The 15,714-nt window shown below is 64.8% G+C and carries 13 protein-coding genes; 8 read left to right on the top strand and 5 right to left on the bottom strand.

What is annotated here, in order from left to right; all coding sequences use genetic code 11:
• Nucleotides 1-14 precede the first annotated feature (14 nt).
• From HS968_RS03770 to azu, 8 genes are all read left to right on the top strand, one after another.
• Complete coding sequence (locus HS968_RS03770) at nucleotides 15-689, top strand: urease accessory protein UreF (RefSeq protein ID WP_182370210.1); 675 nt, start codon at nucleotides 15-17, stop codon at nucleotides 687-689.
• Between the two features lie 14 nt (nucleotides 690-703).
• Nucleotides 704-1,318 carry an urease accessory protein UreG gene (gene ureG / locus HS968_RS03765; protein WP_179623776.1) on the top strand — a complete coding sequence of 205 codons (615 nt, stop codon included), beginning with the start codon at nucleotides 704-706 and terminating at the stop codon, nucleotides 1,316-1,318.
• A gap of 20 nt (nucleotides 1,319-1,338) precedes the next feature.
• Complete coding sequence (locus HS968_RS03760) at nucleotides 1,339-1,911, top strand: HupE/UreJ family protein (RefSeq protein ID WP_119691980.1); 573 nt, start codon at nucleotides 1,339-1,341, stop codon at nucleotides 1,909-1,911.
• Between the two features lie 176 nt (nucleotides 1,912-2,087).
• Complete coding sequence (locus HS968_RS03755) at nucleotides 2,088-3,002, top strand: glycerophosphodiester phosphodiesterase (protein WP_182370209.1); 915 nt, start codon at nucleotides 2,088-2,090, stop codon at nucleotides 3,000-3,002.
• A 526-nt stretch (nucleotides 3,003-3,528) separates the two neighbouring features.
• Nucleotides 3,529-4,143, top strand: coding sequence for a LysE family transporter (locus HS968_RS03750; RefSeq protein WP_182370208.1), 615 nt, complete (start codon nucleotides 3,529-3,531; stop codon nucleotides 4,141-4,143).
• A 228-nt stretch (nucleotides 4,144-4,371) separates the two neighbouring features.
• The gene (locus HS968_RS03745) at nucleotides 4,372-4,959 is read left to right on the top strand and encodes an LOG family protein (RefSeq protein ID WP_119691983.1); all 588 of its coding nucleotides are present in this window, start codon (nucleotides 4,372-4,374) and stop codon (nucleotides 4,957-4,959) included.
• 64 nt (nucleotides 4,960-5,023) lie between these two features.
• Entirely contained in the window at nucleotides 5,024-5,950 is a 927-nt protein-coding gene (locus HS968_RS03740) for a DUF808 domain-containing protein (protein WP_182370207.1), read from the top strand.
• A 388-nt stretch (nucleotides 5,951-6,338) separates the two neighbouring features.
• On the top strand, nucleotides 6,339-6,788 hold the full coding sequence (gene azu, locus HS968_RS03735; protein ID WP_182371568.1) for an azurin: 450 nt from the start codon (nucleotides 6,339-6,341) through the stop codon (nucleotides 6,786-6,788).
• A gap of 57 nt (nucleotides 6,789-6,845) precedes the next feature.
• Here azu and HS968_RS03730 read toward each other — a convergent pair whose 3' ends face one another.
• The 5 genes from HS968_RS03730 to HS968_RS03710 form a co-directional block, all read right to left on the bottom strand.
• Entirely contained in the window at nucleotides 6,846-7,739 is an 894-nt protein-coding gene (locus HS968_RS03730) for a transglutaminase family protein (protein WP_182370206.1), read from the bottom strand.
• The gene (locus tag HS968_RS03725; RefSeq protein ID WP_182370205.1) at nucleotides 7,736-10,222 is read right to left on the bottom strand and encodes a circularly permuted type 2 ATP-grasp protein; all 2,487 of its coding nucleotides are present in this window, start codon (nucleotides 10,220-10,222) and stop codon (nucleotides 7,736-7,738) included. The genes HS968_RS03730 and HS968_RS03725 overlap by 4 nt, the downstream gene beginning before the upstream one ends.
• A 182-nt stretch (nucleotides 10,223-10,404) precedes the next feature.
• A complete protein-coding gene (locus HS968_RS03720; RefSeq protein WP_182370204.1) occupies nucleotides 10,405-13,698 on the bottom strand; it encodes a transglutaminase family protein in 3,294 nt (1,097 codons plus the stop codon).
• 311 nt (nucleotides 13,699-14,009) lie between these two features.
• On the bottom strand, nucleotides 14,010-14,426 hold the full coding sequence (locus HS968_RS03715) for a hypothetical protein (protein ID WP_182370203.1): 417 nt from the start codon (nucleotides 14,424-14,426) through the stop codon (nucleotides 14,010-14,012).
• A 178-nt stretch (nucleotides 14,427-14,604) separates the two neighbouring features.
• Nucleotides 14,605-15,714 (bottom strand): SO2930 family diheme c-type cytochrome, encoded by a 1,110-nt coding sequence (locus HS968_RS03710; RefSeq protein ID WP_182370202.1) that lies wholly within the window; start codon nucleotides 15,712-15,714, stop codon nucleotides 14,605-14,607.

Genomic DNA, 15,714 nt, shown 5'->3' with positions numbered 1-15,714 from the left:
ACCGAGGCCTGGGCATGAAACCGGCCTGGGCATTGCTGCGCCTGGCCAGCCCGCAGCTCCCCATTGGTGGCTACAGCTACTCGCAAGGCCTGGAATGGGCCATCGACAGCGGCCTGGTGCATGACGAAAGCAGCGCCGAACGCTGGTTGGTCGATCAGTTGCTGCTGAACCTCGCCCGTTTCGAAGCACCGCTGCTGCTTGCGCATTGCCGTGCGGCGGACGAGTGCGACTGGATACGCCTGCAAGAGCTTGCCGAACAACACCGTGCCAGCCGGGAAACCCGCGAACTGGCGCTGGAAAGCCGGCAGATGGGCTATTCGCTCAGGCAACTGCTCGCAGGCCTGCCCGAACTGGACGAAGCCGCACGCGAGGCGCTCGATGCCCAGGACGAACCTGGCCTGGCACTGGCCTGGGCACTGGCCGCGCGTGCCTGGCGGATAACCCCGGACGACGCCCTGGCCGCCTGGCTCTGGGGCTGGCTGGAGAACCAGCTCGCGGTGCTGATGAAGGTGCTGCCACTGGGCCAACAGGCCGCCCAACGCCTGACTAGCCGCCTGCTGCCGCAACTCGATGCCGCCCAGCAGCAGGCCGCCACCCTTTCCCCCGAACACTGGGGCAGCGCCATCTTTGGCCTGGCCCTGGCGAGCATGGCGCACGAACGCCAGTACTCGCGTCTCTTCCGCTCCTGACGAGGAACCTGAAAATGCACAACCAACCTCTGCGCGTCGGCATCGGCGGCCCGGTCGGTTCCGGCAAGACCGCCCTGACTCTGGCCCTGTGCCGCGCCCTGCGCGAGCGCTACAACATCGCCGTGGTCACCAACGACATCTACACCCAGGAAGACGCCCAGTTCCTGGTGCGCAACGAAGCCCTGGAGCCCGAGCGCATCATCGGCGTGGAAACCGGCGGCTGTCCGCACACCGCCATTCGCGAGGACGCCTCGATCAACCTGGAGGCCGTGGAGCAGCTCAACCGCCGCTTCCCCGGCCTGGATCTGATCATCGTCGAATCCGGCGGGGACAACCTGTCCGCCACCTTCAGCCCCGAGCTGTCCGACCTGACCCTCTACGTGATCGACGTATCGGCCGGCGACAAGCTGCCACGCAAGGGCGGCCCCGGTATCTGCAAGTCCGACCTGCTGGTGATCAACAAGGTCGACCTGGCCCCCATGGTCGGCGCCTCGCTGGAGGTCATGGAACGCGACACCCTGAAGATGCGTGGCGACAAGCCCTTCGTCTTCAGCAACCAGAAAGTCGGTCAGGGTCTCGACGAGATCATCGCCTTCATCGAACGCCAGGGCATGCTCACGGCAGCCTGATTCCCCTCAAGGAGAACCTCATGAATCTGCGCAAAACCCTCTACGCCATCGCTCTGTTCTGCACCCCGGCACTGGCCTTCGCCCACCCCGGGCATGGCGACTCCGGAATCATGGCCGGCCTGGCCCACCCGGTGTTCGGCCTGGATCACCTGCTGGCGATGTTCGCCGTCGGCCTGTGGGCCGCGCAGCAAAGCGGTGCGGCGCGCTGGGCGCTGCCAGTGACCTTCGTCGGCACCATGCTGGTCGGTGGCCTGCTCGGCTTCGCTGGCGTGGAAATCCCGCTGATGGAAACCGGTATCGCCGGCTCGGTTCTGGCCTTCGGCCTGCTGGTGGCCGTGGCTGCGCGCCTGCCCATGGTGGTATCGGTTGCCCTGACCGCCCTCTTCGCCCTTACCCATGGCGTCGCCCACGGCCTGGAACTGCCGGATCTGGCCAGCCCCTTCGGTTACGCCATTGGCTTCATCGTCGCCACCGCCGCGCTGCACGCCATCGGTTTCGCGCTGGTGCGCTTCCTGCCGCAAGCGGCCGCACCACTGGTACGTATCGCTGGCGCGGCATCGGCAGCGACTGGCGTCTGGTTGCTGGCCAGCTGAAGAGCCCGGCTGCCGTGGTGCGCGCAGCGCACCCTACCCCCGTAGGGTGCGCCATGCGCACCGACGCCGACTCGCCTACCGCCAATACTGCGCAGGGCGCGTCGTGCGAGCCGCAACGCTTGCCAATGCCTCTGTAGTGGGGCACAAAGTCCCGAACCGGTTTCGAGACTCTGCCCATGCTGCGCCTCACCCGATTTCTGATCGTTCCACTGCTGCTGATCGGCATCGTCGTGCTGGTACTGGCGCTGACCAGCCGCCCGGCGAGCATGCCCGCGGTATTGAAGGATCTGGGCGAACGCCCTCTGGTGATCGCACATCGCGGCGGCATGGGCCTGTGGCCCGAGAACACCCTGTTCGCCTTCGAGCGGGCCGCCGCCCTCGGCGTCGACATGCTGGAGATGGATCTGCACCTGAGCCAGGATGCCCGGCTGGTGGTGATTCACGATGACACGCTGGAGCGCACGACCAATGGCCAGGGGCCGGTCGCGCATTACAGCCTGGCCGAACTGCAAGCGCTCGACGCCGGCTACAAATGGACAGCCGATGGTGGCCAGAGCTATCCCTACCGAGGCCAAGGCACACGCATCGCTACGCTGGCAGAGGTGTTCGAGCGCTTTCCATTGATCCCCAAGGCGCTCGAAATCAAGGTGCCCGATATCGGCATGGAGGCCGTGCTGTGCGAAATGCTGGCCGCCTACGACCAGCTCGACCGCGTCATAGTGGCCAGCTTTCATGAGCGCAGCTTGCAACGTTTTCGCCAACTCTGCCCGGAGGTCGCGACGGCTGGCGGGCCGGTCTCGGTACGCCTGCTGCTGGCACTCAACTGGCTGGGGCTGAGTGATCTGCTGTCGCCCTCCTACCCCGTGCTGCAGATTCCCCAGCAGCACAGCGGCCTGAATCTGGCCACGCCGCGCCTGGTTCGCAACGCCCAGTCACGCGGTCTGCACGTCCAGCTGTGGACGATCAACGAGCAGCCCAGCATGCGCCAGCTTTTGGAGATGGGCGTCAACGGCCTGATCACCGACTATCCGGATCGCGCCTTGCAACTGCTGGGACGCTCCACACAGCTTGGCGCGCTGCCCAGCGACTAGGCTGGCGAAAAGCTCGACAGCAACGCGAACACCCCACGCGATAGGCGCTGGCACGATCCGCCACCAGCTTATCCACAAGATGATCAACATATTCCGGGGATAATCCACTGCCCCTGTTGCCGAGGCCTAAAAAACACTGGACAACTTCGCGCCGAACGGCCTCTGTCCATTGTTGCGAGACACCTGATCAAAAAACCATCAAAGCGCTGAACTGCCCACAAGGCAAAGGCTACAGCGATGCTTACAGAAGTTATCAACAACATCGCCCACAGCTCTCGTGGACAAACGCAAGACTCGCCTACAGTTTCCCGAAAACATGTCAAGCCTCTGTACAAAAAGGAAAAATATCGCTGATCAAATCTTCATCAGCCCCCTGAAAGCGACGCCATTTCAGCCTCTCAGACAGACACCACCAGCTTATCCACAGCTATTCCCACAGGCTTCGTGGAAAACTTTATTTTCACCACCTGGCACGACGTCTGCTTAGGCGAGTAGCCTTCGTTTCCCTGCCTAGTAAGGATGCTCCATGTTCAGCTTCTTCCTCGCCGCCATGCTGCTTGGCTTCGTGTTCAACGCCGCGCCCGGTGCCGTCTTCAGCGAGACCCTGCGCCGCGGCCTGCGTGACGGCTACAAACCCGCACTGTTGGTACAGATCGGCTCGCTGGTGGGCGACGCCACCTGGGCCGCACTCGGCCTCACCGGGCTGGCGCTGCTGCTCGACAGCGCACAGATTCGCTATCCGCTGACGCTGGCCAGCGCCCTCTATCTGGCCTGGCTCGGCTATCAGTCGTTGCGCGATGCTCATCGCCCGCCGCAACCCAGCGAAGATGGTCAGGTCGCCGCCGGTGGTGCCTTCGCCGCAGGCGCGGCCCTGTCGCTGACCAACCCGCAGAACATCGTCTACTGGGCCGCCATGGGTGGTGCGATGGCGGCCATCGGCGTCGCTCAGCCAACGCCCATGCATCTGGCCGTATTCTTCGCCGGCTTCATGGTGTCGTCGGTACTCTGGTGCTTCATCTGCGCCGGCCTGGTGGACTGGTTTCGCCGCGCCGCCTCGCTGCTCTGGCACCGCCTGACCTACGCAGCCTGCGGCGTGGTACTGCTGGGCCTGGCCGGCATGAGCGCGATGGAACTGGTCTGATTGGCTATCGCCATCATCGAAACAATCTAACGGCGCGGCGCCAGCAACGGGACTAGCCTGAACAGCATGTCCCTGCGTCAGGAAGCCGCGCCATGCACCTCAACGACCTGCTCAAGCAACTGCTCGCCAGCTACGCCTGCGCCACCTGCGGCATTGATACGCGCCACTGACACTTGGACGCAGGGCGAGGGCTGGTTACCCTTGGCATCTTTGCCAAGGAGCCATCGCATGTCCCTGCGTAGCGTCTGCGTTTTCTGTGGTGCCAGCCCTGGCGCCAGCCCCATCTACCGAGAAGCTGCCGAAGCGCTGGGCCAACACCTGGCCGAGCGCGGCATTCGCCTGATCTACGGCGGCGGCGCCGTCGGTCTGATGGGCGTGGTCGCCGATGCGGCCCTGAATGCCGGTGGCGAGGTGATCGGCATCATCCCGCAGAGTCTGGAGCGCGCCGAGATCGGCCACCGCGGCCTGACCTGCCTGGAAGTGGTGGACGGCATGCACGCGCGCAAGGCGCGTATGGCCGAACTGGCCGACGCCTTCATCGCCCTGCCCGGCGGCCTCGGTACCCTGGAGGAGCTGTTCGAGGTGTGGACCTGGGGCCAATTGGGCTACCACGCCAAGCCGCTGGGCCTGCTGGAGGTGAATGGTTTCTACAGCAAGCTCGGCGGTTTCCTCGATCACCTGGTCGCCGAGCGCTTCGTCCGCCCGCAGCACCGCGAGATGCTGCAGATCGCCGACAGCCCGCAGAACCTGCTCGACGCCCTCAACGAATGGCGCCCCAGCGTGGCACCGAAGTGGGTGGATCGCTCGCCCGTCTGAGCCTGTACGCAGACATGTAACGCAATGCTACGCTCTGCGGCTTCTCCCACACGGAAGCCGCAACATGGCCGGAAGCAGCCTGCTCGCCCTGATCGACGATATCAGCACCGTACTCGACGACGTCGCCACCATGACCAAGATCGCCGCGCGCAAGACCGCCGGCGTGCTGGGCGACGACCTTGCGCTCAATGCCCAGCAGGTCACCGGCGTACGCGCCGACCGCGAGTTGCCGGTAGTCTGGGCGGTGGCCAAGGGCTCACTGCTCAACAAGGCGATTCTGGTTCCCGCCGCTCTGCTGATCAGCGCCATCGCGCCATGGCTGGTCGTGCCGCTACTGATGCTAGGCGGCCTGTTCCTCTGCTATGAGGGCGCCGAAAAACTCGTGCACAAGCTGCTGCACCGCCACGCGGAAGATGACAAACAAGCGCGTCTGGATGCCGTCGCCGATCCCGAGGTCGACCTGGTGGCGTTCGAGCGCGACAAGATTCGCGGCGCCGTGCGCACCGACTTCATCCTCTCTGCGGAAATCATCGCCATCACCCTCGGCACCGTCGCCACCGCCAGCCTCCTCAATCAGTTGCTGGTGCTCAGCGGCATCGCTCTGGTGATGACCATTGGCGTCTACGGCCTGGTCGCCGGCATCGTCAAACTGGACGACGCCGGGCTTTACCTCAGCCAGCGCGCCAGTGCCTTCGCCCAGGCTTGCGGTCGCGGCATCCTGCGCCTTGCGCCCTGGTTGATGAAGACGCTGTCGGTGGTCGGTACCGCCGCCATGTTCATGGTTGGCGGCGGCATCCTCAGCCATGGCCTGCCGCCAGTAGAGGCGGCCGTACACCACGCCGCCGAGTGGGTAGCGCGGGATGCCGGGCAGTTGCTGTCGCTGCTGGTTCCCACGCTGCTCAATGCGCTGTTCGGCGTGCTGGCCGGCTTGCTGACACTGCCGCTGGTCAGCCTGGGGCAGCGTACCTGGCAGGCCCTGCGCGGCAACTGATCATTTTTCGACCAGCACCTGGCGCCTCCCAAGGGGCGCCAGTCCGCGCGACTTTCCCCAACCTTGTCCACAGGCTCCTCCACAGCTTCTGGGGATAGCGCCAGAAGCCTGCCCGCGCCTTGATGAAGTGTCGCCTGCCTGAGCGAAGCATTTCATTACAAAGGACTTTTTGTCTCATGCGAGGTGCGTCAAGCGCCCTGCACGAAAGCTGACCAACTGTCCAGAAAGCCCGAAATATGCGGCCCGGACGCGGCTGCCCAGACCTTTCGCACACACTTATCCACAGTTTCTCTGGATAACCACCGTGACCTTCGGTCGCACTCTGCAATGGCCCAAGCTGTGCCACTCTCAAAACCTGACCGACTCATTGGAATCTGGAGGAAACATGATGTTGCGTAACGTGGCACTGATGGCTCTGCTCGGACTGGCCAGCACACCTCTGCTCGCCGCCGAATGTTCGGTAGACGTCGAGTCGACGGATCAGATGACCTTCAACACCCAGGCCATCTCCGTCAGCAAGAGCTGCAAGACCTTCACCGTCAACCTCAAGCACACGGGCTCCCTGCCCAAGACCGCCATGGGCCATAACTGGGTGCTGAGCAAGACCGCCGACATGCCGGGTATCGCTACCGACGGCATCCCTGCCGGCCCCGATGCCAGCTACCTCAAAGCCGGCGACGAGCGCGTCATCGCTCACACCGACCTGATCGGCGGCGGCGAGAGCACCTCGGTAACCTTCGACGTGAGCAAGCTGGCAGCGGGCGAGGATTACAGCTTCTTCTGCTCCTTCCCGGGCCACTATTCGATGATGAAAGGCAGCCTGAAGCTGGTCGACTGACACCCTCTCGCGGCAAAGGCTCAGGCCCTGGTGTTCATCGCCTCGGCCCGAGCCTTCTCACCCCAGTGGCAACACCGTGACCTGCACTTCCGGGTCGTGACTGCCACCGCCCAGAATCACCCCACGCAGCGGTGAGACATCGGAGAAATCCCGTCCCCAGGCCAGGGTGATGTGCTCCAGCGACGGACGCACGTTGTTGGTCGGATCGAAGTCCACCCAGCCCTGACGCGGGCAATACAGCGACACCCAGGCATGCGAGGCGTCCGCACCGATCAGTCGCGGCTGACCGGGTGGCGGCTGAGTCAGCAGATAGCCGCTGACATAACGCGCCGCCAGACCGCGTGAACGCAGGCAGGCAAGCATCAGGTGGGCGAAGTCCTGGCAAACCCCACGCTTCTCCTCCAGCACTTGCAGCAGCGGTGTGGCCACCTGAGTAGCTTCGGCATCGAAGCTGAACTCCTCGAATATCTTCTGCATCAATGCCTGACCGGCCTGCAATAGCGGCCGACCGGGTGTGAAGCAGTCATCTGCATACTCGGCGAACACGTGCTTCAGGCGTACGTAGGGCGACTCGAAGCGGTAGCGCGCGGCCTCCAGCAACGCCGGCTCCATGCGCTTGCCGCTGTAGCTGAGCGCCGCGCAGGCGGCCTCCCAATTGGGCGAGTCGTCCAGATCCAGCGGCGGGCGCGCCAGCACTTCAACGCGTAGCCGCGCGCTGACGACCAAGGCCTCATGCGGTCGCTCGAATACCAGGCGCGTCAGCGGATTGCCGAACACGTCCAGACCATCGCGGCGCTGACAGGGCTGCGGGTCGATGCGCAGGCCCTGTTCGTGGCAACGCTGCCAGGGGCATTCGCGCGGCCACAGGTGCGCCAGTTGCTGAGCCAGGGAGACCGGCGCCGAGTAGCGGTAATGGGTGTCGTGAAGAACCTGATACAGCGCGCTGCTCATGAGGATTGCGTCCGTTGGCTGACATCGACGTGAGCGAAGAAACGCAGCCCAAGATGATCGGATACCGCGCCGGCAGCTTCACTGATGGCCACCAGCAGGTCGGCCAGGCCTTCGAGCACCGCACGGGTGCTACCGGGGCCGAACAGCGGGTTTTCCAGACTGGCCAGGCTGAAGGCAGCGAGCTGCTGCTCCAGATAGACCAGATAGCGCTCGGCCGGCAGCTCGAAACGCTCGTTGACTCCCTCCAGGGAACGCAACAGGGTGCGCATCTGGAAGATCACCGCGTGCGGGTTCTGCTCGTCCAGCAGGAGCAGGTCGAGCACCGGGATCAACTGCGCCGAAGCCAGGTAGCGGGTGCGGTAGGTGATGCTGCTGTTGCCAAGCTCCAGCAGCCACTCCAGCGCCGACTGGTCGGTAGCCGAACCGCTGCGCAGGAAGCCGGCGAAGCTGTCGCAGAGAAACTGCAGGCGCTCGATGTAGCGGCCGAGCATGAGAAAGCGCCAGCCATCGTCGCGGGTCATGTCGTCGAGGGCAAACCCCGACAGCGCCGCCAGCGACATCAGCAGGCGGTTGAGAAAATCCAGCAACTCGCCGAAGTCGGCCGGCTGACCTTCGAGCAGTTGCGCCTCGCGCTGCAGCTCGACCAGTGCCTGCCAGTTGGCCTGGGACAGCTTGCCACGCACGCTGCCGGCAGCCCATTGCAGGCGCTGCAGATTGGCGCGCAGGCTGGCCGGCCAGTCGCCGCCGAGCAATGCCTGCAGCAGGCGCGCCTCCAGCTCGCCCTCCTCCGGATCTGCCAGCAGCCCCAGATCCTGCGCCAGCGCCAGGGCGCTCTGTAGTGCCTGTGGGTCATCGTCATCGTCGACGTAACGCGCCAGCATGATGCGCAGCAGGCGCGCATTGCCCTCACAGCGTTCGGCGTAACGACCGAACCAGTACAGGTTCTCCACCACGCGCGAGGGCAGGAAGGGGTCGCTGCGCACCAGGTCGGCGGTGCCGAGGGTGCGTTGCGTCTGCCAGGGCTCCGCGCCGGCCTGCCGCGTACCGAGCACCCAGGTGTCCTTGCTGGCGCCGCCGCGCTGCATCGAGACCACTTCGGCATCAGCCTCGGCGGCAACGCGGGTCAGGCCGCCGGGCATCACCCGGTAGCCATCGGCACTGGCCACAGCGAACACGCGCATGCCGATGGCGCGCGGCTGCAGACCGCTGCCATCCCACACCGGCGCCTGCGACAGCTTGGCCCGCGCCTGCGCCACGTAGGCGTAAGGGCGCAGCTTGAGGCGTGCGGCCAGCTTGGCGCGCTGCGCTTCGTCGAGGTCGCGACCGAATACCGGCGTGAAACTCTGCGAGGGGAAGGCCGGGCGCACCAGCAACTGGTCGAGTTTTTCCAGCGCCTCGTCCAGCACCGGCGGCTCACCGCACCACCAACTGGCGATGGACGGCAGCAGCAGTTCCTCGCCCAGCAGATGCTCGCTGATCGCCGGTAGGAAACCCGGCAGGCCGGGCGACTCCAGCACGCCGCTGCCCAGGGCATTGGCCACCAGTACGCGGCCACGGCGCACAGCCTCCAACAGGCCAGGCACGCCAAGAGCAGAATCGGTGCGCAACTCCAGCGGGTCGCAGTAGTCATCGTCGAGGCGGCGTAGTACCGCATGCACGCGGCGCAGGCCAGCAAGGGTCTTGAGGTAGAGGGTGGCATCGCGCACGGTCAGGTCGCTGCCTTCGACCAGCGGATAACCGAGCTGGCGCGCCAGGTACAGGTGCTCGAAATAGCTTTCATTGAAGCGCCCCGGCGTCAGCAGCACCACCAGCGGCGTCTCGCCGCCACTGGGCGCCTGGCGCGCCAGGGTGTCCTGCAGGGTACGGAAGAAACCGGCCAGGTACTGCACGCGCAGGTCGCGGTACAGCTCGGGGAAGGCACGCGAGACGATCTGCCGGTTCTCCAGCGCGTAGCCGGCGCCGGACGGCGCCTGGGTGCGGTCGGCGGTGACCCACCAACGGCCGTCCGGCGCACGGGCCAGATCCACCGCGTACAGGTGCAGCCAGGTGCCACCCGGCGCCTGCATGCCCTGGCAGGGCCAGAGGAAGTTGTTGTGGCCGAATACCAGCTCGGTCGGCAGCAGGCCTTCGGCGATCAGTTTCTGCGGCCCGTAGAGATCGGCCAGCACGCGGTTGAGCAGGGTCGCGCGCTGCGCCACGCCGGCGGCGATCTGCTGCCACTCGTCAGCCGGGATCAGGTTGGGCAGCAAGTCGAGTTCCCACGGGCGGTCGGCGCCATCCGGGTCGGCGTAGACGTTGTAGGTGACGCCGTTCTCCTGGATCTGCCGGGCCAGCATGGCCTCGCGTTGCGCCAGGTGTTCCGGGCGGCTGCGCGCCAACTGCTCGTACAGACGGCGCCAGTGCGGGCGCACGTTGCCCTTGGCGTCGAGCAGTTCGTGGTAGGCCCCGGCAGGGGACGGGTAATCAGCTAGCAGGTCGTGCATGGCAGGCTCGGCAGTGGCAAGGCGGTACGGCTTTACGCTCCCCTCTCCCATTTATGGGAGAGGGGCCGGGGGAGAGGGCTGAAAACACCGCGAAGACACCATTTCCCCCTCTCCCTAACCCTCTCCCCAAAGGGGCGAGGGGACTGGTCGCGACAACCGACACTCAAGTGAGCAAAATGTCGTCAGACGCGACGCAGATCCAGGGTCATCGGCAGCTCATTATTATCTATCGGCTGCAGGGCCGGGCGCTTGCCTGGGCTGTGGCCCAAGCGGAAGAAGCGCGCCAGGCGCCGGCTCTCGGCCTCGTAGGCGTTGACCGGCAGGCTGTCGTAGTTGCGACCGCCCGGATGCGCGACATGGTACTGGCAACCACCCAGCGAGCGCTGCATCCAGGTGTCGATCAGGTCGAACACCAGTGGCGCATGCACACCGATGGTCGGCTGCAGGCAACTGGCCGGCTGCCAGGCCCGGAAACGCACGCCGCCGACGAATTCGCCGACCTTGCCGGTCAGCCGCAACGGCACCGGCACGCCGTTGCAGGTCAACACATAGCGATCCGGCGCCATGCCGTTCACCTTCACCTGCAGCCGCTCCAGGGACGAGTCGACGTAACGTACGGTGCCACCGACCGCCCCCTCCTCACCCAGCACGTGCCAAGGCTCCAGCGCCTGGCGCACTTCCAGGTCGATACCCTTGACCATGAAGTCGCCGGCCTTGGGAAAGCGGAACTCAAAGTGCGGGGCGAACCACTCGCTGCGCAGGCGGTAGCCGAAGCTGCCCAATTCCTGCAACACATCGGCGAAATCCTGCTCGACGAAGTGCGGCAGCAGATAGCGGTCGTGCAGCTCGGTGCCCCAGCGCACCAGCTTGGCTGGGCGGTAGGGTTCCTGCCAGAAACGCGCGATCAGTGCGCGCAGCAGCAGTTGCTGAGCCAGGCTCATCTGCGCGTGCGGCGGCATCTCGAAGGCGCGCAACTCCAGCAGACCGAGGCGACCGCTGGCCGAGTCCGGCGAGTACAGCTTGTCGATGCAGAACTCGGCGCGGTGGGTGTTGCCGGTGACGTCCACCAGCAGGTTGCGCAGCAGCCGGTCGACCAGCCAGGGCGGGCAATCACGCCCCGGCTCGGGCATCTGCGCGAAGGCGATTTCCAGTTCGTACAGGGCATCGTTGCGCGCCTCGTCGACACGCGGCGCCTGCGAGGTCGGGCCGATAAACAGACCACTGAACAGATAGGACAACGACGGGTGGTTGTGCCAGTAGCTGATCAGGCTGCGCAGCAGGTCGGGCCGACGCAGGAAGGGAGAATCGTTTGGCGTCGCGCCGCCGAGAACGAAGTGGTTGCCACCACCGGTACCGGTGTGGCGCCCGTCGATCATGAACTTCTCGCTGGACAGCCGCGATTGGCGTGCCGCCTCGTAGAGGAATTCGCAGCGCTCGACCAGTTCATCCCAACTGGCAGCCGGGTGGATGTTCACTTCGATCACGCCGGGGTCGGGGGTGACGCGGAAGTACTGCAGACGTGGATCGAGCGGCGGCTCGTAGCCTTCCAGCAGCACCGGGCAATTGAGCTCGGCGGCCACCGCCTCGATGGCGGCGACCAGCTCCAGATAGTCCTCAAGGTGGCTCAACGGCGGCATGAACAGGTACAAGCGTCCCTCACGCGGCTCGGCGCACAGCGCGGTGCGCACGATGCCGGCAGCCGACTGCCCGCTGGCTGGGCGCGCGCTCTGCACACCGGCGCTGGCACCGCGCCAGACACCACGCAACTGGCGCTGGATCTGCGCCGGGCTGGGCAACGGCGGTAGCGTCTGGCTGGGGTCGACCGGGTTGATGTAGGGGTAATCGGCCTGGCTGACCCAGGGCAGCGAATCGAGCGGCAAGCGGTAACCCAGCGCCGAATCGCCTGGCAGCAGCCGGCAGTGCTCATCACGCAGGAACCAGCGCCCGCTCTGCCAACCCTCGCCCACTACCTGACGCGCCAGGGGCAGGACGTGCCCGACGACGCTATCCAGGCCCTGGTCGAACACCTTGCGCAGGCGCTCGCGCTCCAGCGGGTCGCTCAGTCGGGGGTCATCGGGGGTGACGTTGTCCGGCAGCTTGCGCTCGCGCCACAGGTAGTAGAACCAGTCCTCATAGGCCGGGAAGACGTTGCCGGCATCCACCTCAAGATGCGCGGCCAGCGTGGCGAGAAAACGCGCGGCAGTCTCGGCGGTAGCGCCATAGCCGCGTTTCTCATCAGCCAGCAGTTTGGGATCGCGCCATAGCGGCTCGCCGTCGCGGCGCCAGAAGCAGTTCAGCGACCAGCGCGGCAACTGCTCGCCCGGGTACCACTTGCCCTGGCCGAAATGCACCAGCGCCCGGGGCGCGTAGTGGTTGCGCAGACGGTAGAACAGGTCGGCGGCCAGACGGCGCTTGTTCGGCCCGAGCGCGGCGGTATTCCATTCATCGTCATCGGGATAGTCGAGTGCAACGAAGGTCGGCTCGCCGCCCATGGTCAGGCGCACGTCGTGCTTGTGCAGATCATCGTCGATCTGCCGGCCCAGCGCCTGGATCGCCTGCCACTGCGCCTCGCTGTAAGGCTTGGTGACGCGTGGTGCTTCCCACACTCGCTCGACGCTCATCAGGTGCTCGAACGCCACCTCGCACTCGTCCAGGCCACCGGTGATCGGCGCTGCCGAGGACGGCTCCGGGCTGCACGCCAGTGGAATGTGGCCTTCACCGGCGAACAGCCCCGAAGTGGGATCGAGGCCGATCCAGCCGGCGCCAGGCAGGTACACCTCGCACCAGGCGTGCAGGTCGGTGAAGTCCTGCTCGGTGCCACTCGGGCCATCGAGGGATTTGACGTCGGCGGTGAGCTGGATCAGGTAGCCGGAAACGAAACGCGCCGCCAGGCCCAGATGACGCAGCAACTGCACCAGCAGCCAGGCAGAGTCGCGGCAGGAGCCGGAGGCCAGCTCCAGCGACTGTTCCGGCGTCTGCACACCCGGTTCCATGCGGATCAGGTAGCGGATGTCGGTAGACAGACGCTGGTTCAGCTCGACCAGGAAATCGATGCTGGGCACCGGCTCGCGGGAAATACCGGCCAGGTACTTGGCGAACAATGGGGTGGCCGGCAGCTTGATCAGATAAGGCGCCAGCTCGCGCTGCTCGCCCTCGGTGTAGGCGAAGGGAATGCGCTCGGCGTAGGGCTCGAGGAAGAAGTCGAAGGGGTTGAACACCGCCATCTCGGCGACCAGATCCACCTCGACCTTGAACTCGCGGGTCTTCTCCGGGAACACCAGGCGCGCCAGGTAGTTGCCCTGTGGATCCTGCTGCCAATTGATGAAGTGCTCGCCCGGCTCGACCTTCAGGGAGTAGGACAGAATGCGCGTGCGGCTATGCGGCGCCGGCCGCAGACGGACGACTTGTGGCCCAAGGTTCACCGCTCGGTCGTAGCGGTAGTGGGTGACATGGTGCAGCGCGACATGAATCGACACGGCGGCCTCCTGCTAGCCTGGACGATACCCAGTGCAGCGCAAGACTTATGCCAGAGGTAAACCACCAGTTCCGTGGAGTCCCGCCAACCCCGAGCCCCAATTCGGAGCGCGCCGCGCACTGCAAGCGATTGAGCGCACAATCATGGAGCACGAGTCAAGCCAGGCGGGCGGGACGACGATGAGGCCGTCTGGTGGAACACTCGGTATTTACCCGCGATATGCGCGACTCGTCATCTGGTCACACGCCCTGTCTCGGGCTAGCTCAGAGAAACCTGCCGAGGGTTTACCTGATGGAGCAGCATCGACATGGTTTACTCGGAGACAGGAGCCGACGCTTCCACCGCCATCACTGGCACGAGCAATAGCTTCAGAAACCCTATGGATTTACGGCGCAAACTCATTAGCACGCAGAAGGCGAGGCAGATACCAATGCCAATGACACTGGCAACGGCGCCAAAGAGAATTGAAGAGACTGCGGTTGCTGCGAAGATCAGCAAACCACCAACGGCCATTGTCTTTCCTACACGACCAGCGCGGGCAATCTGCGCCAGTAGCCTGTTACGCTCCGCCTCCGGCAGTTGCAGCGGTGAAGCACACTTTGGGCAGTTCAAATGGTTGCCGTCCTTCAGTTGGCAAACCTCATCAAAGCTCAGCTCCTGAATGAGCTGGCAGCTCGAGCAAGTGAAATCAGCATTCTTGTAAGGCACCACTTCGTTTTCGGTGGTCATCGGTTCTCCCTTTTCTTGACGCATTCTTGCCCAGTTCCCATTCATCTGGAGCAGACCAATGCTGCGGGACAAAAGCGTCAAGCTTAACCGGGAGCCGCTCGCCATGAGGAGAGCCGACATTGCCACAAGACGTGTGAGCACACGCTACTCGTCCCATCAGCGAACAACCGACAGGAATTCACCAGCAGTTTTCTTTCAATCCGCCGATCCAACGGTCGATCACCTCCAGCCCTTCGCGGTGGGAGGTGGAACGCCCCAGCTCGGGCATCATGATGCTGGGATCGGTGCTGTGCAGGCGGAAGCTCAGCACCGATTTCTCCGGCGCACCGGGGTGGATGTCCACCAAGCGGTCGCCGGAGCCCTTGCCCGCAGCGACCGGCTGTTTACATAGCCCATAGGCGATGCTCAACGGCGTTGCTGGATCAAGATACAAACCCGACGTACGCCCTGGTCCTTCAGGGTTATGGCAGTGCGCGCAATTGGCATCCAGATAACTGCGTGCCTGATGCTCCAGACTCTCCCCTTCACGCGGTACGCCCCACAGAGCATTGCGCGGAACGCTGGCCATGTCAGCCGGAACACCTTGCAGGAAACCGATGCTCTGCCAATGCAGCAACTGGTTGGCAGTGCCATCGGCGTAGGCGAAATCCTTGTTCAGATGACGCGCCTTCGGCCCCAAAGGCTGCACACCCTTGCCTGCCTGCTCCTCATGACAACCCGCGCACTGGTTGGCGTCGGGAACCTGGTAATCGACTGCCAGCACCTCGCCAGTCTCATCATGAAGCGCCAAATCGAAACTGGCGCCTGCCCAGTCCAGAGTGGCCTCGCGTTGCGCCTCATCCCAGACATAGGGTAACGCGACCCAGCCCTGCTCCTGGCGCAGCAGAATGCGCGTTTCGATCAGCCGCACCCGCTTCAGCTCCACCGCCTCGGCAGCGTGCTGCTCGCTACGCAGCAGTCGACCTTGGGCATCGATCGGGTAGTAGAAGGTCTTGCTCAGCACGGTGCCGACGGGGTAATCGAAGCGCGCGTCGGCATAGCGAGCCTGGCTACCCTCGGGCATCCAGACGGTACGCAGCTTGTGCGCGTAGTCGGTGAACAGCGGCGTGTTCAGGTCGTAGGGCTGTACGCCGTCGACCGGCTGCAACTGGCCGTCACGCTGCTGCAGCACGCCCCAAGCACTAAGCTTCTGCGGATAGTCCTCACCACTGAGCAGATACAGAGGCGTGCGTGCCTGCTCGCAGGCAGCGAGCAGTACCGCGGCAATCAACAGCCAGGCGTGCTTCAT

This window comes from Pseudomonas berkeleyensis (genome assembly GCF_014109765.1).
GTDB classification, from domain to species: Bacteria; Pseudomonadota; Gammaproteobacteria; order Pseudomonadales; family Pseudomonadaceae; genus Aquipseudomonas; species Aquipseudomonas berkeleyensis.
The sequence above is the reverse complement of the archived record's forward strand: the minus strand, read 5'-3'. Positions and strand labels throughout refer to the sequence as shown.

Coding starts and splice junctions, on each gene's coding strand:
- HS968_RS03740 (WP_182370207.1), top strand. CDS start 5,024: ATGGCCGGAAGCAGCCTGCTCGCCCTGATCGACGATATCAGCACCGTA.
- HS968_RS03755 (WP_182370209.1), top strand. CDS start 2,088: ATGCTGCGCCTCACCCGATTTCTGATCGTTCCACTGCTGCTGATCGGC.
- HS968_RS03745 (WP_119691983.1), top strand. CDS start 4,372: ATGTCCCTGCGTAGCGTCTGCGTTTTCTGTGGTGCCAGCCCTGGCGCC.
- HS968_RS03750 (WP_182370208.1), top strand. CDS start 3,529: ATGTTCAGCTTCTTCCTCGCCGCCATGCTGCTTGGCTTCGTGTTCAAC.
- azu (WP_182371568.1), top strand. CDS start 6,339: ATGTTGCGTAACGTGGCACTGATGGCTCTGCTCGGACTGGCCAGCACA.
- HS968_RS03730 (WP_182370206.1), bottom strand. CDS start 7,739: ATGAGCAGCGCGCTGTATCAGGTTCTTCACGACACCCATTACCGCTAC.
- ureG (WP_179623776.1), top strand. CDS start 704: ATGCACAACCAACCTCTGCGCGTCGGCATCGGCGGCCCGGTCGGTTCC.
- HS968_RS03770 (WP_182370210.1), top strand. CDS start 15: ATGAAACCGGCCTGGGCATTGCTGCGCCTGGCCAGCCCGCAGCTCCCC.
- HS968_RS03760 (WP_119691980.1), top strand. CDS start 1,339: ATGAATCTGCGCAAAACCCTCTACGCCATCGCTCTGTTCTGCACCCCG.
- HS968_RS03725 (WP_182370205.1), bottom strand. CDS start 10,222: ATGCACGACCTGCTAGCTGATTACCCGTCCCCTGCCGGGGCCTACCAC.
- HS968_RS03715 (WP_182370203.1), bottom strand. CDS start 14,426: ATGACCACCGAAAACGAAGTGGTGCCTTACAAGAATGCTGATTTCACT.
- HS968_RS03710 (WP_182370202.1), bottom strand. CDS start 15,714: ATGAAGCACGCCTGGCTGTTGATTGCCGCGGTACTGCTCGCTGCCTGC.